This window comes from Labrys monachus, assembly GCF_030814655.1.
GTDB lineage: Bacteria > Pseudomonadota > Alphaproteobacteria > Rhizobiales > Labraceae > Labrys > Labrys monacha.
In genome coordinates this window covers 756689-775661 of record NZ_JAUSVK010000001.1, presented here as the reverse complement: position 1 = coordinate 775661, position 18973 = coordinate 756689, and the positions used below count along the sequence as shown (strand labels likewise).

16 protein-coding genes are annotated in these 18973 nt (G+C 62.0%); 5 read left to right on the top strand and 11 right to left on the bottom strand.

Going from position 1 to position 18973, the window contains the following annotated elements:
• The first annotated feature begins 227 nt into the window (after positions 1-227).
• From J3R73_RS03405 to J3R73_RS03395, 3 genes are read left to right on the top strand one after another with little or no spacing between them, the layout of a single operon-like run.
• Positions 228-746 (top strand): Dps family protein, encoded by a 519-nt coding sequence (locus J3R73_RS03405; RefSeq protein ID WP_307422381.1) that lies wholly within the window; start codon positions 228-230, stop codon positions 744-746.
• A gap of 29 nt (positions 747-775) precedes the next feature.
• A complete protein-coding gene (locus tag J3R73_RS03400; protein ID WP_307422379.1) occupies positions 776-1999 on the top strand; it encodes an MFS transporter in 1224 nt (407 codons plus the stop codon).
• Positions 1996-3114 (top strand): FAD binding domain-containing protein, encoded by a 1119-nt coding sequence (locus tag J3R73_RS03395; protein WP_307422377.1) that lies wholly within the window; start codon positions 1996-1998, stop codon positions 3112-3114. Before J3R73_RS03400 ends, J3R73_RS03395 begins: the two co-directional genes overlap by 4 nt.
• 59 nt (positions 3115-3173) lie before the next feature.
• Here the strand turns inward: J3R73_RS03395 and J3R73_RS03390 are convergent, their stop codons facing one another.
• On the bottom strand, positions 3174-3749 hold the full coding sequence (locus tag J3R73_RS03390) for a hypothetical protein (RefSeq protein WP_307422374.1): 576 nt from the start codon (positions 3747-3749) through the stop codon (positions 3174-3176).
• A 510-nt stretch (positions 3750-4259) separates the two neighbouring features.
• Between J3R73_RS03390 and J3R73_RS03385 the strand changes: the two genes are divergently transcribed.
• Positions 4260-5159: an SMP-30/gluconolactonase/LRE family protein gene (locus tag J3R73_RS03385; RefSeq protein WP_307422372.1), complete on the top strand. Its 900-nt coding sequence runs from the start codon at positions 4260-4262 to the stop codon at positions 5157-5159.
• Between the two features lie 125 nt (positions 5160-5284).
• Here J3R73_RS03385 and J3R73_RS03380 read toward each other — a convergent pair whose 3' ends face one another.
• The 7 genes from J3R73_RS03380 to J3R73_RS03350 form a co-directional block, all read right to left on the bottom strand.
• Positions 5285-5425, bottom strand: a complete 141-nt coding sequence (locus J3R73_RS03380; protein WP_307422370.1) for a hypothetical protein — start codon at positions 5423-5425, stop codon at positions 5285-5287.
• Positions 5426-5450: 25 nt separating this feature from the next.
• Entirely contained in the window at positions 5451-7079 is a 1629-nt protein-coding gene (locus J3R73_RS03375) for an NAD-dependent malic enzyme (protein ID WP_307422369.1), read from the bottom strand.
• 51 nt (positions 7080-7130) lie between these two features.
• Entirely contained in the window at positions 7131-8537 is a 1407-nt protein-coding gene (fumC, locus tag J3R73_RS03370; RefSeq protein ID WP_307422367.1) for a class II fumarate hydratase, read from the bottom strand.
• A 413-nt stretch (positions 8538-8950) separates the two neighbouring features.
• The gene (locus tag J3R73_RS03365) at positions 8951-10669 is read right to left on the bottom strand and encodes a thiamine pyrophosphate-dependent enzyme (RefSeq protein ID WP_307422366.1); all 1719 of its coding nucleotides are present in this window, start codon (positions 10667-10669) and stop codon (positions 8951-8953) included.
• 329 nt (positions 10670-10998) lie between these two features.
• On the bottom strand, positions 10999-12012 hold the full coding sequence (locus J3R73_RS03360; protein ID WP_307422363.1) for an HlyD family secretion protein: 1014 nt from the start codon (positions 12010-12012) through the stop codon (positions 10999-11001).
• Positions 12002-14314 carry an ABC transporter permease gene (locus J3R73_RS03355; protein ID WP_307422362.1) on the bottom strand — a complete coding sequence of 771 codons (2313 nt, stop codon included), beginning with the start codon at positions 14312-14314 and terminating at the stop codon, positions 12002-12004. Before J3R73_RS03355 ends, J3R73_RS03360 begins: the two co-directional genes overlap by 11 nt.
• A gap of 20 nt (positions 14315-14334) precedes the next feature.
• Positions 14335-14700, bottom strand: a complete 366-nt coding sequence (locus tag J3R73_RS03350; RefSeq protein WP_307422360.1) for an HlyD family secretion protein — start codon at positions 14698-14700, stop codon at positions 14335-14337.
• Between the two features lie 93 nt (positions 14701-14793).
• Between J3R73_RS03350 and J3R73_RS03345 the strand changes: the two genes are divergently transcribed.
• Positions 14794-15932 (top strand): IS3 family transposase gene (locus J3R73_RS03345; protein ID WP_307421818.1). Its coding sequence is split into 2 segments (ribosomal slippage): positions 14794-15061 and positions 15061-15932, totalling 1140 coding nucleotides; the frame shifts between segments, so codons are not numbered across the junction.
• Positions 15933-15949: 17 nt separating this feature from the next.
• Here the strand turns inward: J3R73_RS03345 and J3R73_RS03340 are convergent.
• The 3 genes from J3R73_RS03340 to glcF form a co-directional block, all read right to left on the bottom strand.
• The gene (locus tag J3R73_RS03340) at positions 15950-16729 is read right to left on the bottom strand and encodes an HlyD family secretion protein (RefSeq protein WP_307422359.1); all 780 of its coding nucleotides are present in this window, start codon (positions 16727-16729) and stop codon (positions 15950-15952) included.
• 246 nt (positions 16730-16975) lie between these two features.
• The gene (locus J3R73_RS03335) at positions 16976-17422 is read right to left on the bottom strand and encodes a hypothetical protein (protein WP_307422357.1); all 447 of its coding nucleotides are present in this window, start codon (positions 17420-17422) and stop codon (positions 16976-16978) included.
• Positions 17423-17632: 210 nt separating this feature from the next.
• A complete protein-coding gene (glcF, locus tag J3R73_RS03330; RefSeq protein WP_307422356.1) occupies positions 17633-18973 on the bottom strand; it encodes a glycolate oxidase subunit GlcF in 1341 nt (446 codons plus the stop codon).

Sequence of the window (18973 nt, the reverse complement as noted above, 5' to 3'; positions counted from 1 at the left end):
GCCGTCGTCCTAAGGTCCTGACACCGCAACAGACGACCGAGGACAGGCGAAACGACGAACCTGCCGACAACGCCCCGCCGCAGCTGAATCCTGCGTGTCCCAACGAGGGGCAGGCGCACCGGCACGGTCGATACGGCCCCTTTCCGGGTGGATCGTTCTCCGCTGCGGCAATTCCACCAGAATGCATCAAAATCGACCAAACACCTTCTCACACAAGGAAATCCGTCATGGACCGCAGGAATATCGAAGATCGCCGCAAGTCTCCCCTGGCGACACCGACCGGACTCAAGCCTGAAGCCACCGCAGATATTTCAGGCGCCCTCGCCGCGTTGCTGGCCGATACGTTCGCGCTTTATCTGAAGACGAAGAACTTTCACTGGCACATGAGCGGCCCGCACTTTCGCGACTACCATCTGATGCTGGATGAGCAAGGCGATCAGATCTTCGCGGCGACCGACGCCATCGCCGAACGGGCCCGCAAGATCGGCGGCACGACAATCCGCTCGATCGGGCATATCAGCCGGCTGCAACGCCTCCTCGACAACGACGCCGGTTTTGTGACGCCGCGCGACATGCTTGCCGAACTGCGGGACGACAACCTTCGGCTCGTGTCCTTCCTGCGGCAGACACACGAACTCTGCGCGGCGGAAAATGACGTCGCGACGACAAGCCTGCTGGAAGTCTGGATCGACGACGCCGAACGCCGCGCGTGGTTCCTGTTCGAGTCCGCCCAGTCCGCCGACTGAACCGCCACGACAGCGTGAAAGGCACGACCATGTCGATTGTTGAAACCCGGACACCAGACAAGCCCACGGAACTCGGGACCCCGGCTCTTCTGGCAATGTCTGTCGCCGGCGGCATTGCGGTCGCCAATATCTACTATAACCAGCCGATGCTCGGCATCATCGAAGCCGAGTTCCCCCAGCAGTCGGTGACCGCCCTGATCCCGACCGCGACACAGCTCGGCTATGCGCTCGGCCTGTTCCTCCTGTTGCCGCTCGGCGATCTGGTGCACCGCCGACGGCTGATCGTCGGCCAGTTCATCGTGCTTGCCGGAGCCTTGGCTCTGGCGGCGATGGCCCCGACCGCCGCTCTTCTGGTGGGCGCCAGTCTGGTCGTCGGTGCCGCCTCGACCGTTGCCCAGCAGATCGTGCCGTTCGCGGCGGCGCTGGCGCGGCCGGAGCAACGCGGAGCGACGATCGGCACGGTCATGGCGGGCGTTCTGTCAGGCATCCTGTTCAGTCGAACCCTGGCGGGATTTGTCGGCGAGAGCGCCGGCTGGCGGGCGATGTTCTGGATCGGCGTGCCGCTTGCACTGGCAGGAGCGGCGCTGATGTCTGCAGCCTTGCCGCATCATCGTCCGACATCGCGCATGCGATACCACGCCGCGATCGCTTCGCTCGCCCATCTTTGGCTCAACCATCCGGCCCTGCGCACGGCGACCCTCGTTCAGTCCGCGCTCTTCGCGTCCTTCACCAGCTTCTGGACGATCCTTGCGCTCTACCTGAACGGACCGCAGTTCCACCTGGGCGCCGAAATCGCAGGCCTTTTCGGTATTGTCGGAGCGGTCGGCATTTTCGCAGCTCCATTGGCCGGCAGGATCGCGGATCACCGCGGACCGCATTTCGTCATCCTGCTCGGAATCGCATTGACCATCATTGCCTGGGCGGTTTTTCTCGCGAGCCCCTCGATCATGGCCCTGGTGCTCGGTGTGATCGTGCTCGATTTCGGCATCCAGAGCGCCCTGGTATCCAACCAGCACATCATCTATGCCCTCGATCCTGATGCTCGGAGCCGGCTGAATACGATCTTCATGACCGGCATGTTTCTCGGCGGCGCTGCCGGGTCGGCCGTGGCGACAACGGCATGGGACCTCGGCGCCTGGCCGGCCGTCTGCGGCGTCGGCATCGTGCTGGCGTTGGTCGCTCTCGCCGTCAAGGGGCTCGGACGCAGGTCCTGCAGGAGCCAGGCAGGGGCAGCGGGGGGTGCCAAATCATGAAACCGCTCAGGATCCGAATCGTCGGTGGGTCCGTCGGTGGACTGTTCGCGGGCGTCCTGTTGCAACGCGATGGTCATGACGTGAGAATCTACGAGCGTTCTGCCGGCGGCCTCTCTGGCCGTGGGGCCGGCCTGGTCGGCCAACCCGATCTATTTCGCCTGCTTCGGCGGATTGGCGCCGACCATGTCGCCCGCGTCGGCGTCGTTGCGCATGAGCGCATCTTCCTCGACCCGACGGGAGCCATAGAGAGTCGCATACAGTCACCGCAGTCACAAATCTCGTGGGACTATCTCTACGACACCGTGGCTGCCAAATTTGATCCGGCAAACTACGTCCTTGGCCGGCCGGTGATCGATGTCGTCGATGGTGCACACGGGGCGCAGATTTCGTTCGGAGACGGCTCGACGGAGACTGTGGATCTCGTTGTCGCAGCGGACGGAATTGGATCGGTGGTCCGCAAGGCACTCGATCCGGAAGACCATGACAATCGGTTCGCAGGCTATGTCGCCTGGCGTGGGCTGATCGCGGAGACCTCGATCCCCGCCGAGGCATCGATCCTTCTCAATCGGTTTGCTTTCTTCACGTCCTACGGCTCGCAGGCGTTGGGCTATCTGGTGCCAGGCGCAGGCGGCGAAGCCGACATCGGCTCGCGCCGCTACAATTGGGTTTGGTATCGGCAGGCGCACGCTGGAGAGTTGCCGCGCCTCTTCACGGACAGAGACGGAGCGGTCCATCGCTTCTCGCTGCCGCGCGGCGGTCTTTCGACGGATCGGCGTGACGCGTTCCGGGCGGAGGCGGCGACCGCATTGCCGCCGCAGTTTCTGGCCGTTGTCGAAGCGGAGGCGGAACCCTCGATCCAGGGAATCTTCGACTATGAGTCCGCCACCATGGTTGGGCAGTCGGTCGCCCTGCTTGGCGATGCAGCCTTCGTCGTCCGACCTCACACCGCGATGGGTGTTTCGAAAGCCGCCGGCGACGCCATGGCATTACGGGATAGTCTGGCAACCGCGTCGAGGATATCCGACGCGCTCGGACAATTCGAACGGCAACGCCTGCCCGTCGGCCTCGCGATCGCCGAATATGGACGACGCCTGGGAGATGACCTGAGACCCTGAACTTCCTCCAGATCGGGTAGAGTCCGTCGATCAGATCGCGGCATGCTGTTCCCCGGCGGTCATGGCTGAGGTCTCAACAGGATGCAGAAGCCCTCCCAGTGCTGCTTCGGCGCGGCCTGGCTGTCGACGCTCACCTCGATGCGCCGCTTTTTCGTCGATTGTGCGAAGCTGAAGACATAATCGTCCGTGCTCCAGCCCTCCGAACCGATGGAGACCTTGGAGGTCTCCTCGCCCATCAGCAGCTGCGTGCCGTCCTCCGCCGGGCTCCAGTTGGTCTTGGTGGCGAAGAGGATCTCCTCGAGGCCCTCCACCCTGCATAAAGTCCAGTCGACGCGACGGCTTTTCCTTGGGGTTGGCGCAGGCGCATCGGCGTCCTGCTTGCCCAGCTTCTCCAAGGTATCGAGTTGCTGCCTGAGACACACGGATTGCATCTCATAATCGTCGGGCCAACGCGAGGAACACATCTGGGCCAACTGCGGCCGGGCCTGCGCCATCGCCGGCAAGGTGGCGCTGACCAAGGCAACCACGATCAGGCATTTCCTCACTTGTATTCCTCCCGCAAAGCGCGCGTGCCTTTCCCAGTCGCTCGCCATGATCGAACCGTAGGGATTGATGTCGTCGGGGACGTTATCCATCCATGTGAAAATTCATTGAGGCGCTTGTCTATCGGGGCGATCAGCACGGAGTTTTCTTGAAGGATAATGAAACAGAATACTTTGTAGATGTGCCGGAAACATCGTGGGCACCGACTCAATTGCATTTCCCGCAGACTGGCTTTCAAATCATCAAGCGACAAGGGACGTTATCGTAAAGTTGCATACCGGTCATCTGCTTCTGCTGTTCGGCGATCATCGCCAGGATTGCGAAGCAGACCACCACACAGTCGACGCCGGTTTCGCGCCAAGTAGAAGGTCTGTCGCATTATTACCGCAATGTGTCGCATGCGATCGTTTCCGGCCGACGCAAAACCGTCTTCACTCACCGGGTTGACCAGTTTCCCGGTCCGGGCGCGTGACCGGCGAAATCCCAATCAGACGACCTGAAAATAGCAGGCATTCACCATCCATCAAGCCATCCATTTCCTGGACGGGGAGCGAAGCCTTGGCTGCGCTCTTTGGGCAGGCCTGATTTGAAGAGGGACTTTCATGAAGTCAGTCATTCTTGCGTATGCCCTGGCGGCGGCATTGACCGCGCCGGCTTTCGCCGCCGACGTCAAGGTGGTCAATCCCGACGCCTACTTTCCCGAAGGACCGATCTGGCACGACGGCAAGCTCTTCTATGTCGAGTATGGCCGAAATACCGTCATGACCTGGGACGGCAACAAAAACGAGGTGTTCTGGCGCCAGGATGGCTGTGGCCCTTCGGCGGTGGTGCCGACCGCGTCTGGCGAGTTCCTGGTGACATGCTATGATTCCAACACGATCGGTCACATCTCGGCCGACGGCAAGACGCTGCCGCCCTACGACAAGGACAGCGACGGCAACCCCTTCATCGGGCCGAATGATTTCGCGCCCGACAGGAAAGGCGGCATCTATTTCACCGGCTCCGGCCATGAAGGACCGGCGATCGATGCTTCGGCCTATTATCTCACCAAGGATGGCAAGGTAATCAAGGTCGCGGCCAATTTGCACAACGCCAACGGACTTGCCGTGTCCAACGACGGCAAGCTGCTCTACCTGATCGAGACGGAGGACAACCGCCTGATCGAGTTCGATATCAAGCCGGACGGTACCCTGTCGAACCGCCGTGTTTTCCTGCGCCTCGACGACCTCTTCCCGAATGCGCCGCATATCTGGCCCGACGGCGTGAAGATCGATGCGAAGGGTGAGCTCTATATCGGCCAGAGCCCGCGCTCGCTCGATGCGCCCGGCAAGATCATCGTGGTGGACGGGGACGCCAAGCTGTTGCGCACGATAGCAGTGCCCTCGGTCTCGATGCCAAATCTTGCCTTCGGGCCGGAGGAGAAGGTGATTTACGTCATGGCGCTCGACCAAATCGACAAAGCGCCATGGCATGGGAAAGTCTACGAGGTCCCCAACCCGTAGACATGCGATGACCCAACCGAGCCGACTTGAAACTTGAGGCTTGGGGGCAGCAGCGTTCGCAGCCCAGAAAGGGAGATCTTACCTCTCAGCCGGCCGCCGTTCACCCCCGTGCGGTCGGCGACCTGTCACCGATTTTCTTCCAGCGGCGATTGGAGCCTCCAGCACGAAAGCACCGTCACAACCTGACCGAGCGCCTTCCCGGTGCGCTCGGCCGCCTCGATCGTGCGCGCCGTCGTCTGGCCATTCTCGAACAACAGGGTGGCCAATTGCCGACTTCCCTGCCCCACACCGTCAAGCAGCGTAGGCGGGATGATAGACCCGGGAGGCGATCAGCTTGGCAATGTCGGCAGGGCGCTCGACACGCGCGAGCTTCTTTTCGAAGACATATTCCGCCACGCGTACAGCAACATGGAGGGAGGCTTCGAAGATCTGGCTCTGTGGCGGATAGATCAGGCCTGTGGCGAGGCTCTTGTCGGTGACCTGCTCGGCTACGGCCTTGGCCGCCACGATGAACATCTCCTCCGTCACGCGGGTCGCCTCGGTGGCGAAGACCGCCATGCCCATGGCCGGGAAGATATAGACATTGTTGCCCTGGCCGGGGACGAAGGTCTGGCCGGCGATCTCCACCGGGCCGAAAGGGCTGCCGCTGGCGAAGATCGCCCGCCCCTGCGACCAGCGATAGGCCTCTTCCGCCGTGCATTCCGAGCGCGATGTCGGATTGGAATAGGGAAAGATGATCGGCCGCTCGTTGATCTCGGCCATGGCCTCGATCACTTGCTGGTTGAACAGCTTCGGCACGGTGCTGACGCCGATAATGCCGGTCGGGCGCAAGGCGCGGACGGCTTCGACGAAGGTCGAGATCGGCGCGTGATTCACCGCGAAGGGCTTCTGGAAGCCGGCAAGATCGGTCCTCGATTTGACCATCAGGCCGTTGACGTCGAACAGCGCGTTGCGCGCCCGTGCCGCGGCAATGTCGAGCCCCTCCAGGGCCATGGCCTGGCTGATCAGCTCGGCGATGCCGGTGGCCGCCGAGCCGCCGCCGAGGAAGAGGAAGCGCTGGTCGGTGAGCTTCTGGCCGGAGATGCGCAGGGCGCCATACATGCCGGCGAGCGCCACCGCCGCCGTGCCCTGGATGTCGTCATTATAGGTGCAGACCTGGTCGCGATAGGTTTCGAGGATCGGCACGGCGCTGATATTGGCGAAGTCCTCCCACTGGATGCAGCATTTGGGATAGAGGACCTGGGCGGCCTGGACGAACTCGTCGATGAAGGCCATGTAGTCGGCCCCGCGCACCCGGTTCTGGCGCAGGCCGAGATAGAGCGGATCCTCCAGCAGGCTCTCATTGTTGGTACCGACATCCAGCGTCACCGGCAGGCAATATTCCGGCGGTACGCCGGCGCAAGCGGTGTAGAGCGAGAGCTTGCCGATCGGGATGCCCATGCCGCCGACGCCGAGATCGCCCAGGCCGAGGATGCGCTCTCCATCGGTAACCACGATGAAGCGGATATCCTTCATCGGCCAGTTGCCGAGCAGTCCCTTCAGCCGGCCGCGCGCGGTGATCGGCAGATAGATGCCGCGGGCCGCCCGGAAGATGTGGTCGAACTTCTGGCAGGCCTCGCCCACCGTGGGCGTATAGACGAGTGGCATGAAGGTCGCCGGATCCGACATCAGCACCGCGTAGAACAGGGTCTCGTTGCGGGCCTGCAGGTCGGAGAGCAGCAGATATTTCTGCAGGTCGCTGTCGAGATTGCCGAGTTCGGCATGGATGCGGGCGACCTGCAGCGAAAGCGTGGTCGGCACCGGGGGCAACAGACCCTCCAGGCCATAGGTGCGACGCTCCTCCTCGCTGAAGGCACTGCCCTTGTTGAGGCGGGGATTGCGCAGGAGGGCATAGCCTGAAGTCGAGCTCTGGTCGGACATCGGATGGGCTCCATATGATCAACGAAATCGCTTGAAAGATCGGGGCGGCACTCAGCCGGCCGTGGCCACATAGGGCTTCACCATCTTGGCGGGATCGACGACCCGGTCGAACTCCTCCTCGCTGACGAAGCCAAGTTCGAGGGCCGCGGCCTTGAGGGTGAGATCGTGGTCCATGGCGTGGTGGGCAATCTTCGAGGCCCTGTCATAGCCGATCACCGGCGCCAGCGCCGTGACAAGCATGAGGGAGCGCTCGACATATTCGGCGATCTTCTTGCGGTTCGGCTCCGTGCCCTCCACCAGGAACTTGCGGAAATTCGTGCAGCCATCGCTGAGCAGCGTGATGGACTGGGCGATGTTGGCGATGATCAGGGGCTTGTAGACATTCATCTCCAGATAGCCGCCAGCGCCGCCGAAGCCGACGGCGACATCGTTCGCCATCACCTGCACGGCGAGCATGGTGAGGGCCTCGGCCTGGGTGGGATTGACCTTGCCGGGCATGATCGAGGAGCCCGGCTCGTTCTCGGGGATGATCAGTTCGGCAAAGCCGGCGCGCGGGCCGCAGAACAGCAGGCGAATGTCGTTGCCGATCTTGTAGAGCGAGGTCGCCAGCGTGCGCAGGGTGCCCGAGAGCTGCACCAGCGCATCATGCGAGCCCTGCACGGTGAATTTGTTGGGCGCGGTGACGAACGGCAGGCCGGTATTGCCTGCGATCTCGGCCGCAACCGCCTCGGCAAAGCCCGGTGCGGCATTGATGCCTGTGCCGACAGCCGTACCGCCCAGCGCCAGGCGATAGACGCCCTTCAGCGCATCGGTCATGCGTTCGAGATCATCCGTCAGCATGCCGGCATAGCCCGACCACTCCTGGCCCAGGGTCAGGGGCGTTGCATCCTGCATATGGGTGCGGCCGATCTTGACGATACCGTCCCACGCGCTCGCCTTGGCCGCGATGGCGTCGCGCAAGGCCGTGACAGCGGGGACAAGACGGGAGGTCACGCCGATGGCGGCCGCGATATGCATCGCCGCCGGGAAGCTGTCGTTCGAGGACTGCGACATGTTCACGTGGTCATTGGGATGAACCGGCGTCTTGCTGCCGAGCGCCGTGCCCGCGAGCTGACAGCAGCGGTTCGAGACCATCTCGTTGACGTTCATGTTGAACTGGGTGCCGCTGCCCGTCATCCAGACATGCAAGGGGAACATCTCCTGGTGCCGGCCGGCCAGAAGTTCATCGCAGACCTGGAGGATGAGATCATGCCGCTCCTTGTCGAGCCGCCCGCCCAAGAAATTCGCCTGGGCGGCCGAGCGCTTGAGCGCGGCATAGGCGGTGATCATCTCGCGCGGCATGAGGTCCTTGCCGATGCTGAAATGCTCCAGGGAACGCTGCGTCTGGGCGCCCCATAATTTGTCGGCCGGGACTTCGACCGTGCCGAGACTGTCGGATTCGATGCGGATGTCGGACATTGCCGTCTCCTCTGTCCACGGATGTGCAGCACTGGGCACGGCCACCGGCTGGGGCGCGGCCCGGAACATCAGAGGATCAGAGCCTGTCGGTGGCGATGTAACCGCTGACGGCGAAGAGGGGGGAAACAGGAAGTCCCGACCGTTCTGCCTCAATCGGCATTTCTATCTCTGAAGCCAGGGGAAGCTCGTAACGTTCGGCGTCGAAAGGTTTTGGGCCGAGATCCCCTCAGTCCCACACCAAGCGAGAAATTGGCGGTCGGTCCAAGATAGGAGGTGCACCGAAGGTGCTGGTCATCGATGTACCTCAGATCCGACACCCAGCCCTGCGTTGGTGGAAAAAAGGTTCACTGATCGAGTGAACAACAGCTTTCGTTCGAAACCAAGCACGGTTCCTGCATCCGGGCTCCTCTCCTTCAGGGGATATTGTCAATAATCATTTCCCAGACGTCATGACCCTTTCCATGCAGCATCGCTTTCGCACTGTAGACGGCCATACCCACCACGGCCTCAGGTGCAACGAGAGGCGAGGGCGGCATCACCAGCTGCATCGGCTTAACCTTGACGTGCAACAAGGCAGGCCCGGGCTCCGCAAGCCAAGCCCTCACGGCGCCTTGGAGATCATCCGCTTGGTGGACGCTGCGTCCCCAAATCCCGATCGCCTTGGCAACTTCACTGAAGTCCGGATTCTTTAGATCCGTATATACGGGGACCAGGCCGGCAGCCTTTTGTTCGATGTCGACAAATCCAAGCTTCCCATTGTCGTAGACGACAATTTTGATCGGCAGGTTTTCCTGAACCGTAGTCAGAAGTTCACCCATCAGCATGGCAAACCCACCATCGCCTGCCAGGCAAACCACCTGTCGGTCGGGCTGGCATTTCTGCAGGCCGAGGGCCGTAGGCATTCCGCCCGCCATCGTGCCGTGGAGCAGGCTGGCGAATGTTCGACGTTTGCCTCGAGTGTCGACATGGCGAAGCATCCAGACCGTCGGCGTTCCATCGTCCGCAGTGAACAATGCATCCTCGGCCGCGTGCTCATTGATGACCTTGGTCAGCAAGGTTCCGGAAATAGCCGAGCCCGGACTGGAAGCGGTCTCGGCCTTTGCGGATGCGACGATCTTCTCGAATCGGGCGACGTAGGTGCTCAGGAAGCTATCATCTGCGTGTTCTGCAAGCCGCGGCAGCAAGGCCGCCAGCGTCGGTTTGATATCCCCAACGACTCCAATCTCGACCGGGTGGCGCCGTCCAAGGTGTGCCGGGTCGACGTCGATCTGGATGATCCTGGCCTTGTCGGGATAAAATTGACTCCATGCGAAATCAGCGCCGAGAAGAAGCAGGACGTCACAGTCGAGAATGGCGTGATAGCCGGCCGGACTGCCCAGAATTCCTGTCATGCCGACGTTAAAAGGATTGTCGTATTCGAGGAAGTCTTTGCCGCGAGAGGTGTGCGCGACCGGCGCCTTCAGCCGAGCCGCCGTGGCGACTACCTCGTCATGCGCGTCAATGCAGCCGGCGCCTCCGTAGATCGTAATTGACTTGGCCTCGTTCAGGATGGCCGCAATCTCGTCCAAATCTTCGTCGCTCGGTCGAATGACGGGGCGGCGTGCATGGATTGAATACGGCGCTTCATCGTGGGCAGGGGAGTTGGCGACGTCCACCGGAACGACGAGCACGGCGACCCCGCGCTTCGTCAACGCGGCTTGACAGGCCGCGACCGTCTTTCGACGTGCCTGTTCCGGTGTCAGGATCATCTCGCAAAAGACGCTGCATCCCTTGAAGACGTCGTTGTAGTCGACCTCCTGGATCGAGTCGAACCCGAGATCCTGCCTGACGATCTGCGTCGCAATGAGGACGACCGGTGCACGATTGCGGTTTGCGTCGTACAGTCCATTGATGAAATGAAGACTGCCTGGCCCGCAACTGCCGGCACACGCGGTAAGTCGACCGGTGAGCAGCGCTTCGGCCCCCGCCGCGAACCCCCCGGCCTCCTCATGCCGCATATGAACCCAATCGATCTGGCTGGTATCGATGGCTTGAGCTATGCGGTTCATCGTGTCACCGACGATCCCGTAGCATGTCCTCACTCCCGCCGTCTCCAGCGTTTCAACGATCAGATCAGCCACTCGCTTGCTCATAGGGCAGCTCCACAATTGCTGCGCAGTCTGTGAGCCGTCGAACCGCTATTGCGGCACCCGGAACCCAAACCGTCAGATTTTTCCCTGGAAACGGAACCTTCAAAGGGCCACGAAACCGTGCCGCAAACTTGGAGGGAATCTGTCAGCAGACATATCCCCCCAACGGGGGGTGCCGAGCGTTCAGTTGGGGGGCTGACGAGCGCATTCCAGGCCGCCTGCACTGAAGCAGCCGGCTCCGCCTCGCCAGGGCCCCTGGCGCTGGACCGGGCTTCGCCAGCGGCAGCCACCTCGTCCCGGCATCGCGATTGCCGCGGACACCGGGCGGGGGCCTATAGTTTATGACCGTCCGCGACTGTTTTCTTCCTGTCGATCCATACGGTCATTCCCGCTTCCACCGTGGGGGTCCCCCTCGTCGGATCCGCTCGCACCAAAAAGCTATTGACGTCGTGGTCGCCGACGGCACGCGCCGCGCGCCACACGGCGAACTCTCCGAGAGGGCGCAATTCCGTAACGCGCGTTTGAAGCGTCTCTCCGCGTGCCGTCAGCAATTCAAGAGGAGTTCCGATTGTGATGCCAGCGAGCCTGTCCTCCCTGATCGTGAAGGTGAACCAGCGCTCATGCCCGATCTCGAGCGTCATCACCGGCTGTCCGGGCGAGATTACTTCACCCGGCTCGGCAATCAGTATCCCGGCAACGCCGTCGGCGGGTGCGACGAGCGTCGTCTTGGCAAGCTTGGCCTCGAGATCAGCGATTGCCGTATCGGCGAGCGCGACCTTGGCTTGAGCTATGGTACGCTCTTCGCGGGTAGGCCCCGCCTTGCTCTGTGCATATACCGCTTGAACCAGGGAGAGATTGGCCTCGGCCTTGGCGAGGGACGCGTTGCTGTCGTCCAGTTGCTGCTCGCTCGCGAAATCTCTCGACGCCAGCGCCGATGCCCGCTTCTGCTGTTGCTGGGCAAGCGTCAGGTTGGACTCCGCGATGACGACGTTCTGCGCTCCGATATCGACCTCTTCCTTGCGATCTCCCGCGTCGACATTGGCTCGGTCGGCTCTCGCCGAAGCCGCGGCCGCCTTGGCCTCTTGAAGGGCCGCCTCGAGTTCCGGATTGCTCAGCACAGCCAGGACATCTCCCTTATGCACCTCTTGTCCTGCGGTCACGTTGAAGGACACGAGGCGCGCGCTCGTCTCGGACGACACACGAATTTCGGTTTGATGCGCAACCCCCAGGATCGGTGGTGACGATTTGGGCTCCGCCTGAAATCGATACACCACGATCGCCGCCGCTCCGACAAGGACCAGGAGGGACAGCACCTTCAGGCGTCGGCCTGCCGGATTAGCGTTCATTGCCAGTGATCCCTCGACTGAGCATGCGGGCTGCCGCCACCGCCAGGAGACAATAGACCGCGCTTAGGATCCACAGGGCGGCCCAATCGCGCGAGACGTCTCGCAGGGTGGCGCCCATCTGATTGATGCGGACCAGCCCGTCGATTGCCGATGTGCTTGGAAAGATACGGCTGGCCGCACGAAGGGCCGCGGGAATAGCCTCCACCGGCCATGAAACGCCCACCATGAAGAACAAAGGCAGGCTGACGGCGATGAACAGGAGCACGGCGGTCTCGCGCCGCCGAAACCATAGGCTGACGAACTGAGCCAAAAAGCTCACGGAGAGCACAAAGGGCACGGCCATCAAGACGAGGTCGACAAGCCCTCCCAACGTCGAAAACCCGTAGAAGCGCGGCAGAATGATCAGATACAATGCGAAGCCCGGCACAGCCAGGCAAAGGTGCGCAAGCGCCTGACCGATAATGGCGCGGGCATTCGCGCGTCGGCGCCAGCCTTCGGTTCCACCTTGCTCGAATGCCACGCCGCCCATCGTGGCTCCTCCCAAGAGCAATGTCTGCTGCAGGATCAGCAGGAAAGCGGCAGGGACGACATAGCTCGCATAGCCACCCGTGGGATTGAACAATGGTTGAGACAACAATTCGACCGGGGAGCTTCTGATCAAGGCCGCATGTGCAAGGCTGCCATCGGAACGCGCCCCGTGGGCGGCGACGGCCGCCGTCACCGTGCCGCTCGCTTCAACTATGCCCTGCAACGTGCGATCGTAGAGCAGGAAATAGGCGGAATCCACATAGGCCGCCAGTCTGGCCTTGTTGCCCTTCAGGATCTCCCGCTCGGTGCCTTCCGGTATCGCCAGGATGGCAAAGACCTGACGTCGATCAAGTGCCGCCTGCGCCTCCGCTAAAGTGTTGGCCCGCGCTGCGACCGCGACGGCTTCGTCGGCGTTCAACGCTTCGACGAGATCGCGGCTCAATTCCGTGTGGTCCTGATCGACCACCACGATCGGTATGCTGCGCAGCACCTGCGCGAGATAGGGCTGCGGATAGAGAACACCGTAGATGACAGGCGCCAAAACGATGAGGCCGAAGACGCCGCGATCGTTGAGGATGCGCTGCAGTTCGGCAACCATTGCGGCTCCCATGCCGCGTCCCTGAACAGAGGGCCCGATCCGGGGGCGCGTTGCGGCATGGGGTGCCGCCGTCCGGGCAAGAATGCGCAGACGCCACCAGGCAAGTCCGAACAAGCCGACGGCAAGCCCTCCAAGAGCCAGGAAGGGTTGTGCCGAAACCGATGTCGGCAGGCCGCGGACTGCCTGATCAAAGAGAATTTGAATATACCAGCGCAAGGGCAGCAATGTTCCCCAAAATCGCGCGAAGCCGCCCATCGCCAACACGGGAAAACCGACCCCGGCGAAGCCGAAGGCGGGATTGCAGAAAATGGCGGTGACGCTCATGCCGAGTGCGAGATTGCGGGTCAGAAGCTGCAGGAGACTGCCGAGCGAGAGATAGGCGATGACCAGAAGGCACGCCGCAGCCCCCATCAGAAGGGAGTCTCCCCTGAAGGGCGCTCCATAGAAGCCGTGGATGATACCAGCCTCAACCACCGTCATGATCACGAAGATGGCAAAGAGCGGAGCCAGCTTGCCGACGAGCGCCGTCAGCGGACTTCCACCAGCGACCCTGAGCCATGCTCGCCGGCTACGCCTCGAGAACTCCGAGCCCACCGCATAGCCGGCGGCAATTGCGACGATCACGTGCAATACGGTCGGCAGAATGGACCGAAGCAAAAACTGACCATAGTTCAACGCTGGATTGGTCAGCACATATTCTTCCACCACCAGCGAGCCCGGCGCATAGGACCGGTCCGCTACCGTCAGCGTGGCCGTGGCCGCCGTGAGAGCGTTGGAAATTGCAGTCGCGGCATTGCTGCCCGGCGTGAAATATTGCTGGTTGTAGAGCACGACGATCTGGGGGCGTTTACGTGCGACCAGGTCGCGCTCAAAATTCGGAGGAATGTAGACGGCGGCGATCGCATCGCCTGACCGTATGGCATGCATGGCGCTCGTCATGTCGCCGGAGCGCTCGGCGACGGTGACGCTCGGCGCCGACGCGACTGCCTGCACATAGATGAGCGATGTGGGGGAATGATCACTGTCGACAACGGTGACACGAAGATCGCGGATAACGGCGTTGCTGAAGATTGCGGCCAGAATTGCAAAGGCGACGACAGGAATGCCGATCGCCAGGACGAGCGCGAGGCGATCGCGCCTCATCCAGCGCAGTTCCCGAAGGATGACGAGGAGCATGCCAGGCTGCGCGGGCCTCTTCATCGCGGGTCACCCGGCCATTCGGCATAGATGCTCATTCCCGGCCGGAGGTCGGGCTCCGGCTCGACGGGATACGCACGGATTTCGAATGTGCGCAGGTCAAAATCACCGGTCGCGCGCGTAGCACGCCATCCCGCATATTCGCCTCTCGTGGCGATCACCCTGATCGCCGCCGTAATCACGCGGTCACCGAGCGCCGGGACATGCATTTGAAAACGATCCCCGACTTTCAATCCCTTCGCAAGATCTTCTCGAAGGTCGAAGCGCAGCCAGACATCCTTGAGATCGACGAGGGAAAGAAGGGGAACGCCGGGCGAGACATATTCGCCGAGCTCGGATCCGATCTGGTAGACCTGCGCATCCACCGGCGCTCAGAGCTGGCTCGGGAAAAACGGACAGGACCGATAAGTGGAATTTGGCCCTGAACCTGGCATAGGATGCCAAGAACAGGAGCGACGATGACGAGACGAGCACGCCGGAACCATGGCCCGGCTTTCAAGGCGAAAGTAGCCTTGGCGGCGATCAAGGGCGAGAAGACGCTGAATGAGTTAGCTCAGCAGTTTGATGTCCACACCAACCAGATCAGTCAGTGGAAGACACAGCTTCTTGAAGGGGCAACCGGGGTATTCGGTGCGGGTGGCACGGCCGTGCCAGCTTCGTCCGGGGTTGATGTCAAAACCCTCCATGCCAAGATCGGGGAGTTGACGCTTGAGAATGATTTTTTAGAAGGAGCGCTCACCAAGGCCGGCCTTCTGAGCGCAAGAAAATGATCGACCGCACGCACGAACTTCCGATCACTCGCCAAGCCAAGGCTTTGGGACTGGCGCGAAGCAGCGTCTACTATCTGCCCCGTCCTGTGCCGCCCGCCGACCTTACCCTGATGCGGCAGATCGACGAGCTGCACCTTGAGCATCCCTTCGCCGGTTCTCGCATGCTGCAAGGTCTTTTGGCTGCCGATGGGCACCAAGCCGGACGGTTGCACGTCGCCACGCTGATGAAGCGCATGGGGATAGAGGCAATCTACCGGCGACCGAACACCTCGAAACCAGCGCCGGGACACAAGATCTATCCCTATCTCCTGCGCGAACTGCCGGTGACCAAGCCCAATCAGGTCTGGGCGATGGACATCACCTACATCCCGATGCGGCGTGGCTTTGTCTATCTGGCAGCCGTGGTGGATTGGTTCAGCCGCCGCGTGCTGTCCTGGCGGCTCTCGATCAGCATGGAGGCGGACTTCTGTATCGAGGCGGTCGAGGAGGCTCTGGTGCGTTATGGCAAGCCGGAAATCTTCAATACCGATCAAGGCAGCCAGTTCACCAGCGAGGCCTTCACCGGCTTGCTGATCAAGAACGACATCAAGATCAGCATGGATGGCAGGGGCGCCTGGCGCGACAATGTCTTCGTCGAGAGAATTTGGAGGTCGGTGAAATACGAGGAAGTCTATCTCCACGCCTACGACACGGTGTCCCAGGCCCGCGCCTCGATCGGCCGATATTTGATTTTCTACAATACCCGCAGACCCCATTCGAGCCTTGACCGGAAGACACCCGATCAGGCCTACTTCAGCCAGCCAACCCCAATCCCGGCCGCGGCATAATACGGGCTGAAATCCACTTATCCGGCAGGGCTAAGCTGTCCAAACAAACCGAGCCAACTCTCTCTGACGGTCAACTCGTCGACTTCCGCCTTGATCGTATCGATCGACGCCTGCGCTTTGGCGACTGCGGCACGTGCGATCCCGTGCTCCTGCGGCGTGTAGCCGTTGACCGCTTCCTGGTCGGCGAACTTCGCCTGCTCCATGCTATGCCGAGCGACCTCCAGCGAATTCGTCACCTCGTCCAGGCGTTGGATCGAGGCATTTCCGCTTCCCGTCAGTTCCTTGGTACGGTCGTAGGTTTGCTGCGCAAGCGTCAGATTGGCGACAGCGCTCTGCAAGGCGGCCTTGCGTTGCGCAAGGACCTCTTGGCGTGTGCCCGCCTCGATATTTGCAAGCTGGGCAGACGCCACGGCGAGCCCCGCCTCTGCCTCGCGAAGCTGCGTAAAGAGTTCTGGATTGTCGATCTGGAACAGCAATTGGCCGGCAGAGACGTTTTCGCCGCGCTCAACCGGACGCCTGCCAACCTTGCCATCCACGCGGGCCGCGATGTCGATCCGCGTGGCATCGGCTTCCCCCTGGATGATAAGCGGCTGCGGCTGCACCAAATACCACATAGACAGCCCGGCGATCGCACTCACGACGATCGTCACGATAAGGGCAGGCCCGCGCGCCGCCTTTGGCGAGGTCTGCGCCGCGGGTGGTCCATCATGCGTGATGGAACCAACAATCTCGCCGGAAGCGACCGCAGGATCGCGGGTGGCCTGCCTCGTATTGGCCGGTTCTTCGTCAGCATCCATGAATTCAAACCCATTGCCGGCGGAGTGTCTGGGATCGGACCGCGCCAAAAGATCACGCCTCCCCGATCCGTATGCGGCGAACCGGCGTGGCATCGGCACCACTGTGCGACGGCGGCACCGGTTCCCCAAATCCCCTCGAAGGGGGAGGAGCGGCGGAATTACGGGGGATGCCGCGATCGAAGTGCGCGGTGTCCGGAGCGGCCTTGGCGGCCGGGTCGCCGAAGCAGGTGACCGTTCAGGCCCCCGTCAAAAGAAGGTAAGCCCCCGCAGCTCGTCGCGGGCGGCTTCGCCGAACTCTCTCATGGGATCGATGCCGGTTCCGCTTTTCATGACTTCGCTCAGTTCCTTGATTGTCTTGTTCGGAGCGAAATAGGTGTCGATCGTGATGAGCATGATCTTGTCGGCACATGCCACCGTCCGGGGCGACGACAGCACACGCATACGACTGATCATGGCGTAGAGGCTGACGAGATCCTGAAGTTGCGGGTCGTTGCTCACCAGGGCATCGCCATATGACTTCGATGCGGCGACTATGAAATCCTTGTAGAGGTCTTCGCGCCGCGACATTTCGCGGGCGCTCTGTCCCGCCTTTGCTTGGGCACGCTGGTTGAGCCACGTTGTGATCCCCGCCGTCAGCCCTCCGATCACAGATCCGGCAAGCGCCGACAATGCCGAGACATACGCGACATCCATCGCATGAATTCCGTATTACCTCAGACGGCCGGCAAAGGCAGATGGCCGCCGGGTCGCGCCAACCGACGAAGCTGTCGGCCTCTGCAGTTCGGGGCTCCAGGCGGGATCTGGCTGGCTGCTGCAAGAAAAGCGGCTTGCCGTTCTGCTGCGGATTGTTGTTTTGACCCATTTTCTTGATCGAAGAGCCGATCGACCTGTCTGGAAAATGCTCTATGCGTCGGCTCGCCGTGACATCCTCGAGGCGGGACGCACTTTGATGCTGCGCAGCTCTTCCGGCTCAGGGCCGCCGGTCGCCCAATCGAGCAACTCGACGGTATGGACGAACGGAATGCCGATCGAACTTGCGAGTTGCGTCATGCAGGCGACGTTACCGCTCGCCGCCACGTCCGCACCAACGGAACGAATATTCGCCACCTTGCGCGCCTTCAACTCGCCGGAGATCGCCGGCTGCAGCAAATTGTAGTCGCCCGCCGAGCCGCAGCACATGAAACCGTCGGGGACATCGAGCACCTCGAAGCCAGCCGCGCGCAGCAGATCGAGCGGCTGATGCACGATCCGTTGTCCGTGCTGCATCGAGCAGGCGGAGTGATAGACGACCCGCAGATTGCGATGGTTCTCCGGCTTGCGCAGACCCAATCCGGCCATGAATTCGGTGATATCTTTTGCCAATGCGCTGACACGCGCCGCTTTGTCCTTCCATTCGGCATCGAGCCGAAGCGCGTGACCATAGGCCTTGAGGGATGTGCCGCAGCCGGAGGTGTTGACGATGATGGCGTCCAAGCCGCCGGGAGCGTCGGCCTCGCTCAGCCACGCATCGATATTGGCCTTCGCGAATGGCAAGGCATGCTGCGTCAGGCCCTTGTGTTCTGCAGGCGCCCCACAGCATCCCGCTCCCTTGGCGACGACCACTTCCACACCGTGCCGCTGAAGCAGGCGGATCGTCGCCTCATTGATCTTGGGGTCCAGCACGGTCTGCACGCAGCCCGTCAGGATGCTGACGCGGGCGCGACGCATTCCCTGCGCAGGAAAGACCTGCGGGCGATCCACCGGGCTGCTGCGCGGCAACCGTCCCTTGGGCGTCATGTCGAGCATGGCGCGCAAGGTACCCCGGAACAGCCACTTGAACGGCTGGGCCAGCTTCCCCGCCAGCAAGCCCAAGCGGAATAGCTCGGGGTGTGGAATGAGGATCGTCAGCGCGCGCCGTGTCAGCCTCTGCAGGACAGGTCGACGGTACGTCGCCTCGACGTGTTCTCGACCGTGAGCAATGAGCTTGGAATATTCCACCCCTGACGGGCAGATCGCCTCGCAAGCCAGGCATGTCAGGCATCGATCCAAATGCTCGACGGTCCTGGCGTCCGGTGCACCTTCGTGCTCGTACATATTCCGCATCAGCATGATGCGGCCGCGTGGGCTGTCGTTCTCGTCGTGCCGCACCTGATAGGTGGGGCAATGCGACAGGCAGATGCCGCAATGCACGCAGTCCCTGATGATATCGTTGGAGAGCGCAATATCGGGGTTTGCCAGCGCCGCCTCGGAAATAAGCGTCTTCAT

Excerpts from the sequence above, each read along its gene's own strand:
- J3R73_RS03355 (WP_307422362.1), bottom strand. The coding sequence starts at position 14,314 with ATGCTCCTCGTCATCCTTCGGGAACTGCGCTGGATGAGGCGCGATCGC.
- J3R73_RS03400 (WP_307422379.1), top strand. The coding sequence starts at position 776 with ATGTCGATTGTTGAAACCCGGACACCAGACAAGCCCACGGAACTCGGG.
- J3R73_RS03390 (WP_307422374.1), bottom strand. The coding sequence starts at position 3,749 with ATGGATAACGTCCCCGACGACATCAATCCCTACGGTTCGATCATGGCG.
- J3R73_RS03365 (WP_307422366.1), bottom strand. The coding sequence starts at position 10,669 with ATGAGCAAGCGAGTGGCTGATCTGATCGTTGAAACGCTGGAGACGGCG.
- J3R73_RS03395 (WP_307422377.1), top strand. The coding sequence starts at position 1,996 with ATGAAACCGCTCAGGATCCGAATCGTCGGTGGGTCCGTCGGTGGACTG.
- glcF (WP_307422356.1), bottom strand. The coding sequence starts at position 18,973 with ATGAAGACGCTTATTTCCGAGGCGGCGCTGGCAAACCCCGATATTGCG.
- J3R73_RS03360 (WP_307422363.1), bottom strand. The coding sequence starts at position 12,012 with ATGAACGCTAATCCGGCAGGCCGACGCCTGAAGGTGCTGTCCCTCCTG.
- J3R73_RS03385 (WP_307422372.1), top strand. The coding sequence starts at position 4,260 with ATGAAGTCAGTCATTCTTGCGTATGCCCTGGCGGCGGCATTGACCGCG.
- J3R73_RS03375 (WP_307422369.1), bottom strand. The coding sequence starts at position 7,079 with ATGTCCGACCAGAGCTCGACTTCAGGCTATGCCCTCCTGCGCAATCCC.
- J3R73_RS03340 (WP_307422359.1), bottom strand. The coding sequence starts at position 16,729 with ATGGATGCTGACGAAGAACCGGCCAATACGAGGCAGGCCACCCGCGAT.
- J3R73_RS03405 (WP_307422381.1), top strand. The coding sequence starts at position 228 with ATGGACCGCAGGAATATCGAAGATCGCCGCAAGTCTCCCCTGGCGACA.
- J3R73_RS03335 (WP_307422357.1), bottom strand. The coding sequence starts at position 17,422 with ATGGATGTCGCGTATGTCTCGGCATTGTCGGCGCTTGCCGGATCTGTG.
- fumC (WP_307422367.1), bottom strand. The coding sequence starts at position 8,537 with ATGTCCGACATCCGCATCGAATCCGACAGTCTCGGCACGGTCGAAGTC.